Origin of the sequence: Paenibacillus solisilvae (genome assembly GCF_042656405.1) — a bacterium.
Classification (GTDB): Bacteria; Bacillota; Bacilli; order Paenibacillales; family Paenibacillaceae; genus Paenibacillus_Z; species Paenibacillus_Z solisilvae.
Map to the genome: position 1 here is coordinate 43763 of NZ_JBHSOW010000005.1, position 21023 is coordinate 64785.

A 21023-nucleotide genomic window follows, 5' to 3' on the forward strand; every position below is an offset into this window, starting at 1 on the left:
CTTTATATGTTTGCCTGTTTCCGAAAGAACCGAAGCCGAATTGCATCCATGGCTAACGCCCTATTTCTGTCATCCAAATAATCCATGTCAGACAAGTTGACTATATGCTGCTCGTTGTACAGGTGAAACGCTAAATCTAGCATGAAACGCTCGCTTTTGGACCACGGCTTGGCAATTCGTTTCAAGGCGGTAACCTCGATGCTCCCTTCTTCAAAATCGAAATATTTTGGAGTTAGGAAGTGTTGCAACTTGCTGTGATTCATGAACAGGTACAGTGTGGAGCGCCAATATCGATCAATCAATAATTGTGCAGGAATTGAAGATGATATTATCAATTCGTATCCCTCCTAGAAATGAATTTTGTCAAACGTAGCTTCCCATTCAGGGGTATCGTTTTCAGGCTCAAGGCGATCTCCATCATCAAACGGTTTTAGCACTAGCACATAGCCGACATTGCAATAAGTGTCACTATGCGCGCCATATTTTTGAGGAGCCATTCCGTTTTTCACTGTAGGCCGGACCTGCGTTCTTGCCGATCCAATCCGTATACGTCTCGCACCATTGGAGAAATAGATGAGTCAGAACTCGCGGATGGCCAAGTTCACGAATGACCGGAAAATCCTCCCGATTCAGCAGTTCTGCTGCCTTCGTCGGTCCAATATCCAACAGTTCCATAAACTGTGTTCTGTTGAAGATTGGTGGAAGACTGCTCGCCAGCGAATGCTTCTCGAGCGCCGAATCGACAGCGGCGTTGATCATTGCTTGCATTAGTTCATTATCGATCTCAAATTTCAGCAATTGATATCACTCCTTAACTGCTCTGTCTTTCGTTTCAATTGTCCGCCAGTGCTTTGATATTCACTATGACCACGCGACCTCCGCAGCAACCTTTTATTTCACTATCATCAAACTTAAGTCAGGCAATTAGCTCACCTCTTTTGAAAGTTCATTCCACTTTACGTGGAACTGATCTTCAAAAAAAAGTGTTGCGGTAACCTCTAAAGCAGCTGCTATCTTTTCAAGCTCATTTGTTACGATTGGTCGCTTGCCATTTTCTTTCATGTTATAATTTGAAATGGTCATGCCGATTTTTTCAGCAACGAACTTTTGAGCTATACCTTTTGATTTTCGTACGATTCTAATTTTCTCATGGACTTTCATTTAATCACCACCTTATTCCACGAAAAGTGAAGTTCATGTATTGAATATATTCCACGATTTGTTGATTGTCAATATAAAATTTAACTTTTAGTGTATTTTATTAAACAAACAGTGTAATACTGCTATGATAGGTGTGTAATTGAGCATTAATACTCTTGAATGGGCGTGAAATCATGAGTTTGGGCAAGCGTTTGAAAGCCGAGCGAGAAAGACACGGATGGTCGCAGATATTTGTTGCCTCCAAGATAGGCATTACGAATACAGTCCTATCTAATTACGAACGTGATTATCGTGATCCTGATACAGAAACCTTAGGGAAATTAGCAGACCTTTATGAAGTTACGACTGATTGTCTTTTGAAAGGTACATTGAAAAATGTTGATACTTCAGTAAGATTTACCGTCGAACCAGCAAATCCTGACCCTGAGAAAGACTTCCATTTTTACAATACTGATGGCGTTCAATTCATAGCCCGTTCAAAGCAAAATCTTTCTCCTGATGCCTTCAGAAAGATGCAAGAGCTCGCGAAAAAGGCCAGAGAAATATTTGATGATGACGAGGACCAGGACTGAATCAACCGGCTCCGCAATCATTCGTCCGGAGTTCAAGCGAGCGATCAACACGGCGAATCAAATTCTGCAAGAGCTGGGAAATCCCGAAGCTCCGATCTGCCCATATTTTATTGCAAATAAATATGGATGGAAAATTAGACATGAACAATTAATGGGCCCTGATGGGCTTACCGCAAAGGATATTCGTAACGGCAAAACAAAGTTCGTCATCTTCGTAGCTTCGGATATCAATCAATTATATTCAGAAGGTACTTTGAAAAGGCGGCAACGGCATACCATAGCACACGAAATTGGTCATATCCTTCTTCACTCAGAATATGATTGGTTTGATTTAGAGCCAGAAATAGATCAGAAACTCGAGGTCGAAGCTCATTGGTTTGCAGCTCAAATACTAATGCCAGATTATGTTTTTAAGTCGATTAGAGATCTAGATCCAGAAACTCTCTCGGATAAATGTGATGTCAATTACACGTCTGCCAAAAAGCGGATAGAAAAAATTGATGACAAAATAGCCAACAGATTAATACAAGACGCTTCAACATTTTTTACTAGGGGACCCGCAGGATGAAATCGAGGAACATTTAAACGTATTTTTACAAGGCAAGATTATTGAAGTCTGGCAGGACGGCGAGCTGCAAGATTACGGCGGACCGATAGAGCGACATACGAAATACGAAGTCGTTATCAACGGTAAACATTATATGAAACATGCTTATGAGTTTCGCATCAAAGCCCTGTAACCTGTAGGGCTCTTCTTACACTTTCTCCCGAACAAACATTCCCACTGGAGGGACAAAGCATGGCTTCTTTTATGAAAATTGACGCAAATAATAAGCAAGGCTTTAAATGGATCTGCATTTAGGATGGCCCGCCCGATCCGGTCACCGGCAAAAGGAACCAGATTAAGCGCCGCGGTGATACGAAGAAGGAATCGGAAGTTCATGTCGATAAAGCGATCGCAGATCTGAACGATTACGGCATTAACAGCAAAGTTGTGAGGAATATGCCTTTTGAGAAGGTCGCAGCTGAATGGCTGGAGACCTATGCCCGTGGGAAAGTTAAGAAAATCACTGTCAGATTGTGTAAGAATTCTGTCGCAATTTTAAACCGCGTTTCCCAGTGTGTTTTCAGGTAAGCTTGTAGATGCGCTACCGTTACACTGTCCACGCCGGGGACTCCTCCGTTCTGCACCACTCGCTTGTAAGCGAGCCGAAGGTTGTCTCCTTCGAGCATCCGCTCCAGCAGGTCGTTCTGGACTTTGCGAAAGGTATATAGCCGCGGTTAATATCGACAAAATAACGCATCGATCACATCAGAAGATTCTAAACGATCTGGACGATCAGAATCTATCAAGGTCGCATATTGAAGGTGTGCACGTCACCGCAAACTTGATCTATAAATACGCGATGAAGGAAAATATCGGAAGGACAACCCGGCGGCGGGCGCAACAATCCCGACGAGGACCAGGATGGTTGAGGAGATCGAGAGTAATCCGATCGAGGAGAAATATTTGGAGAAAAAGGAGTTGGCTGAATTTCTCGATGTGGTCCGTAAACATGGATTGCCGGATGACTAAGAGATGTTCTATCTGATGGCCTTCTCTGGAATGAGGTCAGGAGAGATGATCGCGCTCAAGGAAACAGATTTCTTTTCTGACACGAAGAGGGTTCGTATTACAAAGACCCCGTACAACCCGGACAATAACCTACTGAAGTATGAACTGACTCCGCCGAAGACAGAAGGATCATTCCGTACTTTCGACCTAGATCCAAGCATCATGGACCTTATCCAAGACCGGATAAAGCGCCAGAAGAAGCTCAGAATGAGTATCCTGAACTTTAACAAATGCAATGACTATGGATATCCTTACATTCAGAAAACCGTTATCCGCCGGATGGAGAGACTGATGAGGAAGACATCCATCAAGAAGAAGGCGACGCCTCACATCTTCCGGCACACTCATATCAGCATGCATGCAGATTCCGGTGTCCCTCTTACTACGATCATGAAGCGAGTCGGCCTTGATGATCCTAAGACGACGTTACAGATTTATACCCACGTTACGAAGAAGATGCAGAAGGATGCAATCGACAAGGTTAATACCTACTTTGCGGACATCTTGAAGGTCTCTAATTTGCAAGAAATGTGACTTTACCGTGACTTTTAAACAAAAACGGGACCTCGAAAGATCCCGTTTTTCTTGATATATCAGGGTTATGATGCAGTAATTACATCATTCCGCCCATCTTTTAGCCGCTTACAGAAGCTTTCGGAAATGCTCTTTTAAAGAGATTTGACCGCTTCAATGGTGCAAAACAGAATAATGACTTTGGCTTTATTTCATTTTCGAACGAAGTTTTCGTGACTTTTACCGTTACCTTTTTCGCATTTGTGACTTTCTAAGAGTAAACCGTTAGCCCCTATCAGCTAGCGGTTAAAATCAGCCATAAATATAATCCTCTTTTATCCTCTTCATTCTCGCTGCATTCTTTGTTTCTATGAACGGAATGACATTTAGGTTATACGCCTTCTCATCCTCATCTGAATAATCCCTTGCGTCTTTCAAACTCTGCTTACAAGCGTTAAACTTCTTACCATCCAGCGAAACAGAATTAATAATGATGTGGTTATGGTAATGACTTTTATCTAAGTGAGTGCTGATGATAAATTAATACTTGTCGCCAAACAATTTCTCGGTCCACTTCAATCCGATTTCATGTGCTTTATACGGATCGGTAACCTCATTCTCCTTGAAGGATTGAATGAAATGAAAACCAAGCGTTCCTTTTTCTTTATTGTGTTTTTTCTTATTCCCGATCATCTGCTTATAGGCGAGCTTATCATTCGTTGCACAATTACGCCAGTAACTAAGCAGCCGTAATCTGTTTTTTTATCGTTGACGATGTATTTTAGAGAACGGTTCAGTGTCGTTCGTATAGTAATCTGTTTTACGTATGGCACAATGAATCATCCCCCATCGAAAAATTTTTCGATCTGACTATAGATGCCGTCTCGCTGCTTCTTCAAGTATTTAATATCATCCAAGCTAACATACTCCACTTAATTTGCACGGCGGGCAACTTAGTTAATGTTGTTACCGATCTTGTTTACCTCATAAACCAATTGCTCCACCTGTGTATAATCACGCTTTATGATATAACCCTCTAATGCCATTCTTCGAAGGTACTTGCTCCGATCCAGCTCTGCGACCGCTGCCTTTTGGTCAATCATTTCCATCTCGCGTTCTGTAATAAACGAGCCTGCCCATAGACCTGTAAAATCCTTATTAAACTTTCGTCACTTATTATTGTACCAAAGTTTTTCTTCTTTCCTGGTTCCCTGATCCCGTGGGAAATCTAATAACGTTCTTTCACAAGACGGTAATGGAATAAAATTCGACTTCTAATTAACTAACGTAATTAATTAGCAATTTATGATAATTCACACGCGACACCGTCCCGGTCACGATCGAGCTTTGTGCTATAGCCGGGACTCCTTCGTATAACGGGGCTTTACCGGACGCCTTAACTGTGGTGCAATTTGCATAAGTAACGTTAGTTATATTGGCAGGAGGAGTTGTCGGCGTTATTTCTGGCTCCGTTTCTTTTACGTTTCCACTGGTCTTACCGCTAATTACGAAGAGGACTCTCGTGCCATCTTTGTAATCTTCAAGCTGATTGCCGACCCACGCGCCGGCTCCGCGATTGTCAGATGAGGGAACGTAAGCAACGTCAGCTCCATTTCCACCCTCTTCGCACATCGCCATTGGCCATTCATCACGGTCATCGCCGTCTTTTGTTGGAATACCTGTGAGTGACTGTTCGCGGTTAGCGTCCGCACCTCGATCAATTGTACAGATCGCTGACTTACCATTCGCCATTGCCGCTTTTATGTGCGCCGCTGTCTCCGGATATTTATCGGCAGGGAATCTTAGCGTTACGTCATACGTTACGTTTCCACTTGTGATCGTAACTGTGAACGTTATCGAGTCATAGTTAACATTTGCGCCGAGCAATTCCGCAGCCGCACGTACAGGTACGTATGTCGTTTCGCCCATCACTATTGGTTCAACTTTGGCGATCATTCCGTTTACGATGAGCTTCATTTTCGGTTTTGACGTTACTTCTTGCGCTGCAGCCTGCGGTGAATCACCGGACGTAATCGTCACGGTTTTAGCCTTCGCGTTGTAGTTAACATCCGCGCCTAGTAATTCCGCTGCAGCTCGGACTGTAACGTATGTAGTACCGCTAATAACCTTCGGCTCGACACTCGCAACCACACCGTTAACAATAAGCGTCATTTTCGCTGCTGCATTTGCCATTGTGGTCAAGGATAGAAGCATTGAAATGACTAATATTAGCGTTATCTCCAGCCTGTTTTTCACTCTCTTAACTCTCCCCTTTAGTTTTCAGACTCAAAGACCGGAACCTTATCCGTTCTGGGCTTCTCATGGATTGGATTTAAAAAATATATATGTATTAAGCGATTTCTAGTTATGAACGATAGTAGGGACCAGCATCGATATAAAAATTAGCAAGATAAACCCCTTTTTTCGACCGAAGCGTAAAATCAACCCATCTGCTGCTTTTACTGCCGATTTGGCTGAATTACGGAGAGTAGGAGCAGTTTGTGAATCATTTCACATCTTAAGATATTAAAAAAATTGTCGTGGCATCTTGTGTCACAATAATAATTCTTTTCTTGCTCTTCATAGACAAACCTAAAATCGATGAGTTCTTTGATCCGCCACAACAGATTTTCTTTCGAAACTACTAACATGTATAGATATATATATAGAATTGCAATCATGGACTTTACTTGGGGAGATCATCTGAACTACCTGCTTACAAGACACACCTTCATCATATCGAAAAAAGGCACAATCTCCTTTTCTATTTTGGAGGATTACGCCTTTTTTCGATAAGATGGACTTTCTCAATGGCTTCCTCGAAAGGCAGTGTGCTTAGATGAGCGGGTCGGCGATCATGACCTTTTCAAGTCGAAGATCAGTAGATTGCGTCACTGCCACTTTTACCGATTTCATTTAAATTTTTTTTGAACGATCTCTTGCTTTTTATCGTTCACGATTAATTGAAAGATATCCGGTCGACTGTAATGTCCGACAGCGTCAAAATCAAACCGGCTTTGTGTGATCTCGGAAAGATCCAAAGTCGCCATCAGAATCCCTTCTTCATTATAAAGTGGCGGGACTACATAATCGCCTAGCGGTCCGACAATGGCGCTGCCGCCCCGGCTGAGTATATCGTCATCCTCCTGAATGTCCGCATAGTAAGCTAGATCGGCGGGATAGGACGCTTTGGTTGCAAACTGATTGCAAGAAATGACATAACATCGGCCTTCGCAAGCGATATGCCGGATGGTGGATTGCCACGTATCGCGGGCGTCCGCCGTTGGCGCAATATAGATATCGATGCCTTGCGCGTACATGGCCGTTCGAGCCAATGGCATATAATTTTCCCAACAAATCAAGCCGCCTATTCTGCCGAACGGCGTATTTATGACGGTTAGTGTGCTGCCGTCGCCTTGTCCCCACAGGAGACGCTCGGAGCCGGTGGGCACAAGCTTGCGATGCTTGCCCAGAAGGCTCCCGTCCGGCCCGAGATAGATCATGGAATTAAATAAGGTTCCCGTACTGAACTCCTGGTCCCTCTCTACCATGCCGATGACCAGATAAACCCCAAATTCCTTTGCTAGTTCGCCCAGCATCCCGGTTTCGGTCCCCGGAACTTCGATCGCGCTTTCCCAGTAGCGCTGCCAATCCTTTCTCCCTTCGACCGTACGGCTACCGACACGCGCGCCGAAGCTTAATCCCCTTGGATAACCTGGCAAGAATACCTCGGGGAACACAATCAGATTCGCGCCTTGTCCTGCCGCCTCCTTTGTCATGCTTGCGATCTTATCCAGGGCAGACTGCTTATCAAATAAAATAGGCGCGGACTGAACAACGGCAACTTGGACACGTCGACTTTTCATTCCACCATTCCTCTCTGGGTCGATGCATTTTGATAGTAATGAGCGAGCTCCACGATCATTGCGCCCATTCGTTCGTTCTCGGGCGCCAATACCCGTTTCACTCCCTCTTCCTTCAACGCTTCAGCCGTTACTCTGCCAACCGCAACCGCGAGCACCCAATTGCGAAAGCTTTCATTGATCTCCAAATAATGGCCATGATTATTCGCATATTGGAAGAAGTAGCGGACCTGTACGGCTGTTGTAAAACAAACCGCGTCCACAGACCCCTCTTCTATTTCACGGCTAAGCCGGCGTGAAACTTCCTTAACGGGAGCCACATGCTTATAGGGCAGGATGGCCCGGACAACAGCGCCTCTCCCTTCAAAAAACGAAACTAGTTCAGGCATCGGTTCGCCATGGAGTTGAATGGCGACGCCTTGACCAGCATACTCGTATCCTTGCAGCGCATGGATCAACCCTTTTGTCGTTCCATCTTCGTCCATAACGATTGGCTGAATGCCATGCTGCTTCAGCAAAGCAAAGGTCTTGTAACCTCTCGCACCAACCTTGGAGCATCGCAGCATGTCCAGCAACCGGTCGCGGATCCCAATTCGTTCGGCTTGTTCCAATAAGGCTTCGAGACCTGTTCCCGTCGTGAATATCGCCCAATCGGTTCCGCTTTCGAGCAATTGGAACAGGTGACATTCCACATCCTGTTCTTGCAGCACGAGCAAGCCCTGCTGCGAACGAACGATCGGTTCGCCACCTTGCCGCGCAATAATCTCGCTGAGTTCCCGTATTTTGCGGGAGCCGGTGATCACAACTCGTTTCCCTTCCAATCCTTTAGCCACGGTGTCCTCCCGAACCGGTACGGCGCCAATACGTCCCGAAATCCTCGACTGCTTCCCGTTCCCGAATAAAAGTCTCCAGTACAGGGCGGACTGCATGCACCAGTTGTTCGAACGGTACGGTTTCCTGAAACCGCTCATTCAAAGCCGTACCCCGTGCGCTTCCTCCTAGAAAGATGTCATACTTCCCGGGAGCGCGACCGATAAAAGCGATATTGGCGTTGTACGGACGCGCGCAGCCGTTCGAGCAGCCGGTCATTCGAATGGTGATGTCCTCATCGGCAAGTCCCAGTTCATCGAACAATTGCTCAAACTGCGGCATCAACTCCGGAAGCGCTCGCTCCGACTCGGCCAAAGCAAGCCCGCAAGTCGGCAGCGAAACGCAGGCCATCGTATTCTGCCGGACCTTCGACAGTTCCTCCGGCAGCGGTACGCCTGCGGCACGCAGCCGTTCTTCAATGGCGAGTCGATTCTCGTCCGTAATTCCGCTGAGAATGACATTTTGCTGCGAAGTGAAACGAATCGTCGGCTGGAATGCCTGCACGACATCGCGGAGCGCCGACTTGAGTCGCATCGTCTCCGAATCCTTGATGCGACCGTACGGAATAAACAAGCCCAGATAACTTATCCCGTCGCGTTCCCGATGCCATCCGAGATGATCATTCCCGTTACTCCACTCCAGTTGCCGCGGCGGTTCCAGCCTCCGGCCGAGCCTCGCCTGGACTTCTTCCCGGAACCATGCCAAACCCCGTTTGTCGATCAAATATTTCATACGGCCAAAGCGCCGATTCGTGCGGTCGCCGAAATCCCGTTCAATCGTGACGATGGCTACGCAGGTATCTAGAATTGTTCCGACCGCCTCGTCTCTGGCTACATAGCAGAGCGGACTGGCGATCCTCGGGTAGGTGTCCTGATCCAGCGCCATTCGTCCCATGCCGCCGCCGACCAACACTGTATACCCTTCGACATGGCCATCATGAATATGCGCCACCAGTCCAAGATCGTTATCGTACACATCCAGACAGTTGTCTCCCTCCGGTACGATGGCGACCTTGAACTTGCGAGGCAGGTAAACTTCCCCGTACAGCGGCTCCTCCGTTTCGCCTTCCGTGAGTTGAATGGGCTCGCCGTCCACCCAAATTTCATGATAAGCATTCGTTTTCGCGCTCAGCCGATCCGCAAGCGCAAGCACATCGTGGCGCATCTCCGCGCGAAACGGTTCGTCTCCCGGTTCCGCGCAGCAGATCGTATTGCGGCCGGAATCGCCACAAGCCCCGAGTGTCGTCACCAGTGCTTCATTCAGTGTCTTGATTGTCGTCTTCAGGTCGCCTTTGAGAATCCCATGCAGCTGAAGCGTTTGACGAGTGTGATGCGCATGTTTTTATAATCCGTATACTCGTCCGCCAGCCGGTCAAAGACCAAGTATTGTTCCGGAGACAGCACGCCGCCCGGAATGCGGGCGCGGATCATCATGCTGTAATGCCGCTCCTTTCCCTCTTTTCTAAGCTCCGCTCGCAGGTCCCGGTCATCCTGCTGATAAACGCCATGAAACTTGAGCACTTGAATATTATCTTCGGAAAATTTGGGCTCACCGTCCTGCAGCGCTTCTTTAAGCGTGCCCCGCAGGTGGCGGCTCTGCCGTTTGATAATCTCGACCTTGGATAGTTTTTCATCATTTGTGGTTGCCATTATACTGAACTCACTCCCCATTGAATTCCGACTTAACCACTATGATAAAAGAAAAGAGCAAAAAACAAACCATCCAAAAGCAGATGAATTACAGCCATCCACTTATCATGAGCCGTGCATTTTTAAACGGATCCCTACGGGACAAATACAACCAGTATTCGCCCGCTGTATTCACAACTTACAATATTTCTCTCCAAAAAATAGCCGTATGATCTCTTCTAATGAACAACCCAATTGATTAAAATAAATACCATCTATGTCAACAAATGGATAAAAATTTTCCAAGGTTAAGATGAAATTAACATCTTTATTTTCAAAAATCAGTGTTATGATAAAAATCACATTCATGTTTTATTTTAAAAATGAGGGAGGTGAATACCATGTGGAAGCCCGACCGCCAAAGCAAAAGACCTCTATATGAACAAATTGCCGACCATTTGGAACAGCGAATTTGATACGGCGAGTTTCCGCCGGGCAGCTTGCTGTCATCCGAACGCAAATTGGCCGACCTGCTGGGCGTGAACCGAAGCACGGTCATTCTGGCTTTCGCCGAGCTTCGCTCGCTCGGTATCATTGAAAGCAGAACAGGCAGCGGAACGCGCGTCAGCACGACCAAATGGGGGGCTACGCCCAAACATACGCCTAACTGGAAACGGTATGCCTAAGGGGGCAGATTTCTGCCCAACCTGCCTTTTATGCGCAAAATCCGGGAAGCGCTGACGCAGCATTCCCTGATCGATTTTGCCAGCGGCGAGCTGTCGGCGGATTTGGCGCCCATGGATGAAATCGCAAGTCTGATGAGTGAACACCGCTATACTTCTTATTTGGGCTATGATCATCCGCAAGGATACATTCCGCTCAGACAAGCGCTGGTTTCCTATCTGAGGCAGCATCGGGATATTCAAACGACCGAATCTTCCATCCTCATCACTTCCGGATCGCAGCAATCGTTGTATTTGATTACGCAATGTCTGCTGTCGCCGGGAGACGCCGTAGCCATTGAACCTTCCTACTGCTACTCGCTGCCGATGTTTCAATCCGCCGGCCTCCGGTTGTCCCGGCTCCTCGTCGATCGGCATGGCGTCCGTCCCGAGGACATTCGCGATTTATATAAAAAACATCGCATCAAAATGGTATTTCTGAATCCAAATTACAAAAATCCGACGGGCACTGTCCTGAGCGAGAAGCGGCGCAAGCAGTTGCTGGACATGGCCAATGAATTGGCACTGCCTATAGTGGAGGATGACCGCTTATGAGGGAACGCCTCCCTCACCGCTCAAATCGATGGATTCGCTAGGCTCCATCCTATATATTGGATCGTTCTCCAAAATCGCCGCCTCCGGACTGCGCATCGGCTGGATGGACGCCCCCCATGCCATTGTGGAAAAGACTGTCAGATGCCAGGCAGCAGATGGATTTCGGACTGAGCGTCATTCCCCAGCAAGTCGCCGCGCAGTTTTTGAAGTCGTCCCACTTTAAACTACGGATACAATTGCAGTTTAAATGGGACTTACTGATTGAATCGCTGCAGAAGGAGCTGCCGCATGATCTGGTTCGGTTCTCTATCCCTCAAGGAGGGCTGCATTTGTGGTGCAAGTTGCTTCCCAACGTCCATGACGGCAAGCTGCTGGAAGAAGCCATCCGAAGAGGTGTCGTTTTCGTACCGGGAAGCGTCTACGGAACGGACTCCAGCTTTGTCCGGATTACATTTACCAGACCAAAAATCGATGAAATCGGTCCGGGAATTTCAAGATTCGCAGAAGCGTTGCGGTCACTGATTGGCACAAGTTAACCGCCCCCCTTGAAACGAAACAACCGCCGAGTGTGAACCTCCGCGGTTGTTCTTTATATCATCGAACACAAGATCGACTTAACGGTGTTGTAACGACAGCCACAGCAATTTACTGGCGATCTCCCTTTCAAAATCGCCGTTTAAAGCAATACGTTCGCTCGCATACTTGCCGAGTCCTCTATGAGTATGCGCGGCTCCTTGAAACATGGTGACATCATTCGTATCATTGCCAAATGCGATATAATGACCATTTTGAATCCCCAACTGTTTCAAAGCTGTATATTTGTCCGTATTTTGTGGACTAATATCAACGATAGGATCGTTTTGATACCGGTGCACAGCCACGTCCATTCCCTTTAACTCAAAGACAAGCTGTTCAACGTTGTTTGCGGTTATAATCAAAAGCTTAACGATGAACGGATGATCTTCCACCGGAACATTCCGGGCAAGGTTCAAGGCATCCACGTAATTTAAAACGGGGTGCCCTTCAGGTCCTCTATACGAGTAATCCCACTCCCCATCGATTAAATAGGTCGCTTCATATTTTTCAATCAAACGCATGAGATGTTTTCGCTGATCCTCACGAAAAGCTGCGGAACGCATCTTTCCATCTTGAAATATAAGTGAACCATTGCCGCCAATCATCGTACAGTGATGCAGGCGTTTATCCAATACAGGTAACATATCGCGAATGGGTCGCGCCGAAGAAAATATAACGTGATGTCCAACCGACTGAACTTTTTCCAACGCATGCACAATTGGTTCTGATACCGGATTCCCTCCAAAACAAATCGTACCATCCAAGTCCAAAATAGAGTCCATCTCCCTCATCCTTCACTGTTCCTATGATTTCTCATCGGTCTTCAACCATACAATCAATTCCCCGTTCCTTACAAAGACAGGATGCGTCGTAAGCCTTTCATGAGAAATCTCCTTACAAATCCCGGTCCTTTCATCAAATGTCCAACCGTGCAGAAAACATACAAGCCCACCCTCCTCTGTTTCTACGGGGTATCCCATATGTGGGCAAATGCGAGATGCCAAAAGATAAGCAAACTCATTCTTTAATAAATAGTACGGCTGGCTCTCAATTTCAACGGGTACCGGAAAATGATCAAAGTCTTTTTCCTTTCCCAACTTATATTCATTCATCACTTCAACCTCGCGATCTATTTTCATTAGGTTTCACAAGTATATAAAAAGATGATCAGCACGTAACCGTCCAAAACAAAAAAGTTCTAATCCTCCATTTCTTTCGAAAACTGGATGGCATAAAAAGTTCAAGGATTGGCGGGTTACGAGCTCCGTTGAATCCTTTATATTAATCCCATTCCATGAATCAACATATAGGAGGGGTGAGTACGATGCCTAAACGACCTTACAATTTTTATGCCGGACCGGCAGTGCTTCCACATGAGGTATTAGAACAAGCACAAGCAGAAATAACGGATTTTAAAGGGATCGGTTTATCCTTAATGGAGATTTCACATCGTTCGCCCGAGTATGAAGAAATTCACAATGAAACCCAGCATTTATTTAAAGAGTTGCTGCAATTGCCTGAAGGGTACCATGTGCTGTTTTTGCCCGGCGGCGCCAGTCTGCAATTTTCCATGATCCCGATGAATCTTCTCGTGCCGGGCAAAGTAGCCAACTATATCCTGACCGGTGTCTGGGCGGACAAAGCGATTGAGGAAGCCCGTAAAGTGGGCGATGTATATGTCTCCTATTCAGGAAAGACAAACAACTTCACGGAAATGCCTTCGCTGAAGGATATACAGGTTCATGCGCAAACCGATGCTTATCTGCACATCACTTCGAATGAAACCGTCAATGGAACGCAGTTTCACAACTTTCCTGCTATCCGGAACGTTCCGGTCATCGCGGACATGTCCAGCGACATCCTTTCTCGTCCGCTCGATGCATCGAAGTTCGCTTTCATTTATGCCGGCGCTCAAAAAAATCTCGGCCCTGCCGGAGTAACCATCGTTATTTTACGGGAGGAACTGATCCAACATCATACGGCCCCATTGCCCGCCATGCTGGACTATCGTACGTATATCAAGCACAACTCTCTTTACAACACTCCACCCGTCTATTCGATCTATATGGTGAATCTTGTGTTAAAGTGGATAAAACGCAGCGGCGGTTTAAGCGTTCTGGAGAAACGTAATGAGGAAAAAGCGAGACTGATCTATGATACCCTCGATCAAAGCGGCGGATTTTATAGGGGATTTGCACAGCCAGCCAGTCGATCGCTGATGAACATTACATTTAAAGTGTGGAATGATGAGTTGGAGAAACTCTTTTTCCAAGAAGCAAACACCCAAGGATTTGTCGGACTGGAGGGCCACCGAAGCTTGGGGCATATTCGTGCCTCCGTATACAACGCCATGCCATATGAGGCTTGTCAAGCGCTTGCCGATTTTATGAAAGACTTTCAAAGACGTTATCGTTGAAATCAAAAGGTTGGCATCCCCGAAGCCAACCTTTTATTCTTCCTTATCCGCTAGGATATCCATGTAGTGAGCCAGCTCACTTGATCGAAGTACAATAAAACCCCCAGCAGTATCATGATTCCCCCGCCAATTCTCATCATGAGCCCGGAATATTTCAACACCAGCTTTATTTTCCCGATAAAATAGCCCATAACCAGAAATGGAATACCAAACCACAGGACATAAGCCGTTACATTCACAAAAGTAGGCCATGGGGACGGATTCATCATATTCGAGTACATAATCGCCCCGAAGATGGGACCGATGCAAGGTGTCCATCCGGTTGCGAACACGATTCCGGCAAGGGCAGAACCAAACTTCGGACTGATCCCTTTCATCGGGGTCGAAAAGCGCAGCTCCCGCATGAGAAAGCGGGGACAAACAGACCCAGCAGAAAACAACCGAGCAAGAAAATAAATACGCCTCCGAGCATCCGGACCAAATCGCGATAAAGCTCAAATCAATGCCCCAATAAGCTGGCCGAAAAGCCTAACAGGTAATAAACTAGCGAAAACCCGGCCAGAAATAATACCGAATGTAGGAGTACAGTTCCGGAGACGCCCGATGCGCCGCGCGACTGAAGGTCGCTTATAGAAATGCCTGCAATATATGAAAGAAAGGAAGGGTATAACGGCAACGTACACGGGGATATAAAGGCCAACACCCCTCCGCCAAAGGCGATCCATGCGGTGACATGATCCATATGAACCAACCTCCTGACCTATCATCAATTTGAATGGATGGCTAAGAAGCATCCAGGCGAAGCTTTTCCAACAACGCTTCGATATCATCAACACTTCGCAGTTCCCCCGTCCTTCGCTCCACAATCCGACCGTTCCGGTCAATGAGCAGCGTAACCGGCAGCCCACTAATTCGATAGCTTTTTTTGATTTTATTGGTCTGATCCATCGCGATCGAAAAATTCAACCGCAGTTCTTCAGCGAACCGTCTCACCCGCTCCGGGTTTTCTCCTACATTGACAGCAATCATTGCGATATCGTCCGTTTGCGCGTAAGCTTCGTTCAAGAGCGACATTTCTTTGACGCATGGGCCACACCAGGATGCCCAAAAGTTTAGTAGAACGCCGGTCCCCCGAAAGTCGGCCAAACGCACCGTTTTACTTTGCAAACCGGGCAGCTCAAATGAGGGCGCTATACTTCCAACACTGCTGTCTTCCTGATTTTGCGGCAAGCTGTGCACAATCGCATAACCAATGGCGACAACCGCAAGCGCGAACAGGCCCCACTTTGTCCACACTCAACGGGCAATTCTGTCCATATCCAGTCCCCCTTTGCTTTCTCATCCCCTATCGCTGCAAAGCTTTAATATCTTTGATGATTTTCTCATACGGCGTGTTTTCCATACCGTCATATCTGGCAACGACTGTCCCGGACTGATCCACCAGATAAAAGGAGGTGCCGTGTATCACCTGATCGGAAGCGCCATCCTTGGCGATCGGAGCTTTAAACGATTGCAGCACAAACGATTTGATTTCGTCAAATTCATAACCGGTCAAAGCGCTCCAATTCGTAAAATCGGCATCGAATTTTTCCAGGTAGCTTTTCAACGCAGTCGGATTGTCTCGCTCGGGATCAACCGAGAAGGAGATCAGTTCCGCCTCCACGCCGGCCGACTGCAATCGCTTCTGCAGTTCGGCCATATTGGCCGTCATCGTCGGGCATACCGTCTCGCAATACGTAAAGATGAAATCGGCCACCCATACTTTTCCTTGCAAATCGGACAAGGAAACTTCCTGCTCGTCCTGGTTGATGAATGCGAAAGGTTCGACCGGGTAGCTGAGTTGGTTCGGCTTGCCGTTGCCGCATGCCGCTGTCACCATCAAGACTAGAATCAACAAACCGGCCAATGCTGCTTTTTTCATATAAATCCCGCCTTTCTCATTTCATTTTGGCTAACCATTGCGCCAAACCTTCGATCTCTTCTTGCTCCAGCCTGTTTTTATATGAAGGCATTCCCTTTTCACCTTCTTGGATAATCATGATCAGTTGTTCTTCGGTTAATCTGGACCCGATTTCTTGCAGGCTGGGCCCAACCCGGCCGCTTAAATCGGTAGCATGGCAAGACATGCATTGCTTTTTGTACAAAGCAACCGCTTCGCCATCTGCAGGCGTTGAAATGCTCGACTGAAGCACGGTGTCATCTATCTTCTGCCCGCATGCGGACAAAAGCAGCAGCACCGTCAATGCCACTGTGAAACCATACATTTGCCTCATCGTTCTCCCGCCTCCACTTCTCCGTTACCTGTGCTGACCACAAATTCCCTTTGCGGCATAACGTGCATGTCCCTTGCCGTTACATGGGCGATAACAACGTAAGTGCCTTCTCCCATGAATGCTTTGTTTATGGTGTAGATCCCGTTCCCTTGCAAAGTCGCTTCGATCTTTTCATGCTTGTCGCGATCTTTTTTCCAAACCTCAAACTCCACTTTCTGCGCGTCATTAACAGCCTGTTTGCCTTGCGTGACATATGCTTCGATTTGCGTGGACATTCCCGCTTTAATGGAATCCGAAAGTATTCGGATTTCCACCTGAACCAATTCAGCAACCTCATTCTGTGAAGACCGCTCGCCTGAACAGGCGGTTATCAGAACAAATACAACAGCAACCATGATGATCCCTAACTTTTTCATATTCTTGCCTCCCACCGCCTTCATTTAAAAGGGTCGCCCAGGCGTATCCAAAATCATAATGAAAAAGACAATCATCAAGTAATTGACTGAAAAGAGAAAGTTCGTTTTGGCCCACTGGTCATTGCGGTCCGCTGCGGTTCCCCGCCATGTGTGCCAGGCCCAGCCCAGGCCTGCGAGCAGAGATACAATCAGAAATACGGGGCCCGAGTAGTCCAATTCATAGATCAACAGGACAGTTGGCAGCAGCAGTACAACATAAGGAATCATTTGCAGCTTGGTTCGCCGAATTCCTTTGCGCACTGGCAGTAGCGGATAGCCTGCGGCCCTATATTCCTCCACACGCCGAATGGCAAGCGACCAGAAGTGGGCAGGCTGCCATAGAAATAATAGGGCAAACAAGAGCCACGCACCCGCATCAATTTCATTAGTATATGCGCAATAACCGATTACCGGTGGCATCGCGCCGGATATGCCGCCGATCGACGTACTCCAGGTAGAGGTCCGTTTCAACCACATCGTATAGACCACCGTATACACGAACATGCCGGTCAAGCTCAGCGAACCGCATAGCGCATTTACTTTCCCGAACAAGATGATCTCACCGGCGATGCCCAGTATCAGGGCATATAGGATCACATGTCTGATGCGAATCCGGCCTGCCGCAAGCGGACGTTTTTTCGTTCGTTCCATCCTGCGATCCAGTTCGGCGTCCCAAATATTGTTGACCACGCAGGAAGCGGCCATCGTTAACGCCGTTCCAAGTAATGTCCACAATAGCAATCCCCAGTCCACCTGCCAACGCGATGCCAGCCAGAAACCTCCGAATGCGGCAATCAGATTAAGCTGAAGAATGCGAGGTTTGGTCAGTTGCACCCAATCCGAAATCAAAGCTTTTGGACTCATAAAGCCACCATGTTATACATCATGATCCACATCGATCCGGCAACAATAACAAGCAGAATAACTAGCCCCAATATAAGGGAAATCAAATTGTAACGCGGCTTCTTCTCTTCGCGCAAATGCATGAAGAACAACAATTGCACCGCCAGCTGCAGGACGGCTGCTATTATCAGCGCGACCGAGTTGGCCGTCCCCTCCAGCCAGCCATTCAGGACAATGGCAATCGGGATAACGGTCAAAACAAGGGAACATAAAAAACCAATTGTATACGATTTAAACGAGCCATGCGTTTCTTCCGACGAATGTGTCGCATCCGGTTGTGCCATTTAGCTCACCCCCATTAAATAAACGACCGTAAAGACGAAAATCCAGACAATATCAAGGAAATGCCAAAACAGGCTGATCACATTCACCTTGCGTCTCGTGACCGGCGTAATGCCCTTCCTCGCCAATTGAGTCATAATAGCGATCATCCACACCAGCCCGATCAACACATGTAAGCCGTGCGTTCCGACCAAGGTGTAAAACGCCGATAAAAAGGCGCTGGTGCCCATCGTTGCCCCTTCATGGACCAGATGAGCAAATTCGCTCATTTCTAGCCCAATAAAGATCGCGCCTAACAAGGCAGTCACGCCAAGCCAACCAATCAATGCCCGACGTTTGCCCTTATGCATGGCCAGTAGTGCCAACCCACAGGTATAGCTGCTGGTCAGTAAGATGAAGGTGCTTGCGATGATGCCGCTTAGTTCAAACAACTCGGCAGCTCCCGGTCCGCCGTTGGTGTTTCCGCGAAGAACAATATAAGTGGCAAAAAAAGTACCGAAGATCATCACATCGGTCATCAGGTAGATCCAGAATCCGAACGTACGCATTCCCTCCAGATCCGGATGGTCGTGATGCTCCGCATGAAATTCGGTTTGATGTACCGATCCCGACGAATGAGATTGTGCCATTAAGCTATCACCTTGCCTTTCCGCGCTTCCGCTTCCGTACGTTCAATTTCCTCGACCGGAATGTAATAGTCGGTATCGTAGTTGAAGGAATGGGCAAGCATGCAGATCGCTACACCAGCTAATCCTGCGACAATGAACCATGTCCAATGGAACACAAACCCGAAGCCGGCAACAAACCAGCAGGCCGACATGATAATGGGAATACCTGAGTTTTTGGGCATATGGATTGGCGCCAATTTTTGGGGCGTTGTCTTTACTAGCTCTCCCTGATCCTGGCGCTGCTTCCGCTCCCACCACTCATCCTGGCTGGTCACTTGAGGCAGCACAGCGAAGTTGTAATGCGGCGCCGGAGAAGGAATCGACCATTCCAGCGTTCTTCCGTTCCATGGATCCCCTGTCGTATCCAGATTTGCTTCCCGATGTTTTACACCATGCGCGATTTGCCATACTTGGAACAGGAATGCAATGCCCATCAGCACAGCACCGATGGTGGAAACCAAATTCATTTCCCACCAGCCCTTGTCCCATCCGTACGTGACGACACGCCGCGTCATACCCATCAGCCCCAGCACATATTGCGGCATGAAGCACAGATAAAAACCGATATTCCAGAACCAGAACGCCCATTTGCCGATGCGCTCGTTCAGCTTGAAGCCGAACAATTTGGGCCACCAGTAATACAAACCGGCAAAATAGCCGAATACAACGCCGCCGATGATGACATGATGGAAATGCGCAACCAGAAAGTAGCTGTTATGAAACTGAAAATCGGCTGGAGCTACCGACAGCAGCACGCCCGTCAGTCCCCCTGTCACGAAGCAGGGAATAAAACCGATCGTCCATAACATCGGCGTTTCGAATGTAATTTTGCCCCGAAACATCGTAAACAGCCAGTTGAACACCTTTGCACCTGTCGGAATGGCGATCAACATCGTCGTCAGGGCAAAGAAGGCATTGACATCCGCCCCCGTTCCCATCGTAAAAAAGTGATGCGCCCACACGAGGAACGATAGAATGCTAATGATCATCATCGCGTACACCATCGACTTGTAGCCGAACAGTTTCTTCCGGGAGAAGGTCGAGACGATTTCCGAGAAAATGCCAAACGCGGGCAGGACAATGATGTACACCTCGGGATGCCCCCACATCCAGATCAGGTTGATATACATCATCGGATTGCCGCCGCCGTCCAGCGTGAAGAAATGTGCACCGGCGTAGCGGTCCAAAAACAGCAGTGCCAACGTCGCCGTTAGGATTGGGAACGAGAAAATGATCGCGATACAGCTCGACAACACTGACCACGGAAACATAGGCATCTTCATCAGCTTCATGCCTGGCGCACGCATTTTCAGAATGGTCACAATGAAGTTGATCCCGGTCATCAGACTGCCGATCCCGGAAATTTGAATTCCCCAGATATAGAAGTCTTGCCCGACGCCCGGATTGTACATCAACTCCGAATACGGCGGGTAAGCGAGCCAACCGGCGTCCGGCGATCCGCCAATGACGAAAGAGAGGTTAAACAGCATGGCTCCGGAGAAAAACAGCCAGAAGCTAAGCGCGTTCAGAGATGGATACGCCACATCCCGCGCCCCGATTTGCAGCGGGACCATCACGTTAAACAAGCCAAACATAAACGGCATTGCCATAAACAAAATCATGATGACGCCGTGCGTCGTAAAGATCTGGTTGTAATGATCCGGCGCCAAGAAGCCGAACTCCGGCATAACCAGTTGCGTCCGCATCAGCAGCGCGTCCACACCACCGCGGAACAGCATCAAAAACGCCGATAAAATATACAGGATGCCGATTCTTTTATGATCGACAGTGGTCAGCCATTCCCGCCACAGCCATCGCCATTTCCTGAAATACGTTAATACGGCAACGACGGCAATCAGCGTAAACCCGATACTGACATCCGCCCCATAAATCAACGGATCGCCTGTTACAAAAAAATCGGAAGCAAAGCTTTTCACTTCGTCCCACATAA

At 47.6% G+C, this 21023-nt stretch carries 23 protein-coding genes and 6 pseudogenes; 5 read left to right on the forward strand and 24 right to left on the reverse strand.

Features of this window, described 5'->3' with window-relative positions:
- Positions 1 to 2 precede the first annotated feature (2 nt).
- The 3 genes from ACFPYJ_RS00620 to ACFPYJ_RS00630 form a co-directional block, all read right to left on the reverse strand.
- A complete protein-coding gene (locus tag ACFPYJ_RS00620; protein WP_379186100.1) occupies positions 3 to 335 on the reverse strand; it encodes a hypothetical protein in 333 nt (110 codons plus the stop codon).
- A 133-nt stretch (positions 336 to 468) separates the two neighbouring features.
- Complete coding sequence (locus ACFPYJ_RS00625; protein ID WP_379186101.1) at positions 469 to 798, reverse strand: DNA-binding protein; 330 nt, start codon at positions 796 to 798, stop codon at positions 469 to 471.
- 126 nt (positions 799 to 924) lie between these two features.
- Complete coding sequence (locus ACFPYJ_RS00630; protein WP_379186102.1) at positions 925 to 1161, reverse strand: helix-turn-helix domain-containing protein; 237 nt, start codon at positions 1159 to 1161, stop codon at positions 925 to 927.
- Positions 1162 to 1334: 173 nt separating this feature from the next.
- Between ACFPYJ_RS00630 and ACFPYJ_RS00635 the strand changes: the two genes are divergently transcribed.
- Positions 1335 to 1733: a helix-turn-helix domain-containing protein gene (locus ACFPYJ_RS00635; RefSeq protein ID WP_379186103.1), complete on the forward strand. Its 399-nt coding sequence runs from the start codon at positions 1335 to 1337 to the stop codon at positions 1731 to 1733.
- Positions 1711 to 2301, forward strand: coding sequence for an ImmA/IrrE family metallo-endopeptidase (locus ACFPYJ_RS00640; RefSeq protein WP_379186104.1), 591 nt, complete (start codon positions 1711 to 1713; stop codon positions 2299 to 2301). Before ACFPYJ_RS00635 ends, ACFPYJ_RS00640 begins: the two co-directional genes overlap by 23 nt.
- Positions 2302 to 2846: 545 nt before the next feature.
- Here ACFPYJ_RS00640 and ACFPYJ_RS00645 read toward each other — a convergent pair.
- Positions 2847 to 2996: pseudogene (locus ACFPYJ_RS00645) on the reverse strand (group II intron reverse transcriptase/maturase); the annotation flags it as partial.
- 316 nt (positions 2997 to 3312) lie between these two features.
- Here ACFPYJ_RS00645 and ACFPYJ_RS00650 point away from each other — a divergent pair.
- Complete coding sequence (locus ACFPYJ_RS00650; protein WP_379186105.1) at positions 3313 to 3882, forward strand: site-specific integrase; 570 nt, start codon at positions 3313 to 3315, stop codon at positions 3880 to 3882.
- Positions 3883 to 4173: 291 nt separating this feature from the next.
- On the opposite strand, the pseudogene ACFPYJ_RS00655 reads toward ACFPYJ_RS00650, so the two are convergent.
- From ACFPYJ_RS00655 to ACFPYJ_RS00695, 9 genes and pseudogenes are all read right to left on the reverse strand, one after another.
- Positions 4174 to 4554 (reverse strand): annotated as a pseudogene (locus ACFPYJ_RS00655) (relaxase/mobilization nuclease domain-containing protein).
- Between the two features lie 260 nt (positions 4555 to 4814).
- Positions 4815 to 4970, reverse strand: a complete 156-nt coding sequence (locus ACFPYJ_RS00660; protein ID WP_379186106.1) for a plasmid mobilization protein — start codon at positions 4968 to 4970, stop codon at positions 4815 to 4817.
- 194 nt (positions 4971 to 5164) lie between these two features.
- Positions 5165 to 5310 (reverse strand): annotated as a pseudogene (locus ACFPYJ_RS00665) (excalibur calcium-binding domain-containing protein); the annotation flags it as partial.
- A gap of 54 nt (positions 5311 to 5364) precedes the next feature.
- Positions 5365 to 5790 (reverse strand): annotated as a pseudogene (locus ACFPYJ_RS00670) (stalk domain-containing protein); the annotation flags it as partial.
- A 102-nt stretch (positions 5791 to 5892) separates the two neighbouring features.
- Positions 5893 to 6075: pseudogene (locus ACFPYJ_RS00675) on the reverse strand (stalk domain-containing protein); the annotation flags it as partial.
- Positions 6076 to 6773: 698 nt separating this feature from the next.
- A complete protein-coding gene (locus ACFPYJ_RS00680; protein ID WP_379186107.1) occupies positions 6774 to 7727 on the reverse strand; it encodes a carbon-nitrogen hydrolase family protein in 954 nt (317 codons plus the stop codon).
- Complete coding sequence (locus ACFPYJ_RS00685; RefSeq protein WP_379186108.1) at positions 7724 to 8557, reverse strand: uroporphyrinogen-III synthase; 834 nt, start codon at positions 8555 to 8557, stop codon at positions 7724 to 7726. Before ACFPYJ_RS00685 ends, ACFPYJ_RS00680 begins: the two co-directional genes overlap by 4 nt.
- Positions 8550 to 9902: an NADPH-dependent assimilatory sulfite reductase hemoprotein subunit gene (locus ACFPYJ_RS00690; RefSeq protein WP_379186156.1), complete on the reverse strand. Its 1353-nt coding sequence runs from the start codon at positions 9900 to 9902 to the stop codon at positions 8550 to 8552. The genes ACFPYJ_RS00685 and ACFPYJ_RS00690 overlap by 8 nt, the downstream gene beginning before the upstream one ends.
- Positions 9875 to 10243, reverse strand: coding sequence for a hypothetical protein (locus ACFPYJ_RS00695; protein WP_379186109.1), 369 nt, complete (start codon positions 10241 to 10243; stop codon positions 9875 to 9877). Before ACFPYJ_RS00695 ends, ACFPYJ_RS00690 begins: the two co-directional genes overlap by 28 nt.
- A gap of 380 nt (positions 10244 to 10623) precedes the next feature.
- Between ACFPYJ_RS00695 and ACFPYJ_RS00700 the strand changes: the two are divergent.
- Positions 10624 to 12035, forward strand: a pseudogene (locus ACFPYJ_RS00700) (aminotransferase-like domain-containing protein).
- A gap of 78 nt (positions 12036 to 12113) precedes the next feature.
- Here ACFPYJ_RS00700 and ACFPYJ_RS00705 read toward each other — a convergent pair.
- Together ACFPYJ_RS00705 and ACFPYJ_RS00710 are read right to left on the reverse strand one after the other, a co-directional pair.
- A complete protein-coding gene (locus ACFPYJ_RS00705; RefSeq protein WP_379186110.1) occupies positions 12114 to 12857 on the reverse strand; it encodes an HAD-IIB family hydrolase in 744 nt (247 codons plus the stop codon).
- Between the two features lie 21 nt (positions 12858 to 12878).
- Positions 12879 to 13187, reverse strand: coding sequence for a Rieske (2Fe-2S) protein (locus ACFPYJ_RS00710; RefSeq protein WP_379186111.1), 309 nt, complete (start codon positions 13185 to 13187; stop codon positions 12879 to 12881).
- A gap of 212 nt (positions 13188 to 13399) precedes the next feature.
- Here ACFPYJ_RS00710 and serC point away from each other — a divergent pair, with 212 nt between their 5' ends.
- Positions 13400 to 14491: a 3-phosphoserine/phosphohydroxythreonine transaminase gene (serC, locus tag ACFPYJ_RS00715; RefSeq protein WP_379186112.1), complete on the forward strand. Its 1092-nt coding sequence runs from the start codon at positions 13400 to 13402 to the stop codon at positions 14489 to 14491.
- Positions 14492 to 14541: 50 nt separating this feature from the next.
- On the opposite strand, the gene ACFPYJ_RS00720 is transcribed toward serC, so the two are convergent.
- The 9 genes from ACFPYJ_RS00720 to ACFPYJ_RS00765 form a co-directional block, all read right to left on the reverse strand.
- Positions 14542 to 14868: a sulfite exporter TauE/SafE family protein gene (locus ACFPYJ_RS00720; RefSeq protein WP_379186113.1), complete on the reverse strand. Its 327-nt coding sequence runs from the start codon at positions 14866 to 14868 to the stop codon at positions 14542 to 14544.
- 406 nt (positions 14869 to 15274) lie between these two features.
- Positions 15275 to 15787 carry a redoxin domain-containing protein gene (locus tag ACFPYJ_RS00730; protein WP_379186115.1) on the reverse strand — a complete coding sequence of 171 codons (513 nt, stop codon included), beginning with the start codon at positions 15785 to 15787 and terminating at the stop codon, positions 15275 to 15277.
- Between the two features lie 49 nt (positions 15788 to 15836).
- On the reverse strand, positions 15837 to 16412 hold the full coding sequence (locus ACFPYJ_RS00735) for an SCO family protein (protein WP_379186116.1): 576 nt from the start codon (positions 16410 to 16412) through the stop codon (positions 15837 to 15839).
- 16 nt (positions 16413 to 16428) lie between these two features.
- The gene (locus ACFPYJ_RS00740; protein ID WP_379186117.1) at positions 16429 to 16764 is read right to left on the reverse strand and encodes a c-type cytochrome; all 336 of its coding nucleotides are present in this window, start codon (positions 16762 to 16764) and stop codon (positions 16429 to 16431) included.
- A complete protein-coding gene (locus tag ACFPYJ_RS00745) occupies positions 16761 to 17180 on the reverse strand; it encodes a FixH family protein (protein ID WP_379186118.1) in 420 nt (139 codons plus the stop codon). Before ACFPYJ_RS00745 ends, ACFPYJ_RS00740 begins: the two co-directional genes overlap by 4 nt.
- Before the next feature lie 24 nt (positions 17181 to 17204).
- The gene (gene cyoE / locus ACFPYJ_RS00750; RefSeq protein WP_379186157.1) at positions 17205 to 18068 is read right to left on the reverse strand and encodes a heme o synthase; all 864 of its coding nucleotides are present in this window, start codon (positions 18066 to 18068) and stop codon (positions 17205 to 17207) included.
- A gap of 11 nt (positions 18069 to 18079) precedes the next feature.
- A complete protein-coding gene (gene cyoD / locus ACFPYJ_RS00755) occupies positions 18080 to 18406 on the reverse strand; it encodes a cytochrome o ubiquinol oxidase subunit IV (protein ID WP_379186119.1) in 327 nt (108 codons plus the stop codon).
- Positions 18407 to 19033: a cytochrome o ubiquinol oxidase subunit III gene (cyoC, locus tag ACFPYJ_RS00760; protein ID WP_379186120.1), complete on the reverse strand. Its 627-nt coding sequence runs from the start codon at positions 19031 to 19033 to the stop codon at positions 18407 to 18409.
- A complete protein-coding gene (locus tag ACFPYJ_RS00765) occupies positions 19033 to 21021 on the reverse strand; it encodes a cbb3-type cytochrome c oxidase subunit I (RefSeq protein WP_379186121.1) in 1989 nt (662 codons plus the stop codon). The genes cyoC and ACFPYJ_RS00765 overlap by 1 nt, the downstream gene beginning before the upstream one ends.
- Between the last annotated feature and the right edge of the window lie 2 nt (positions 21022 to 21023).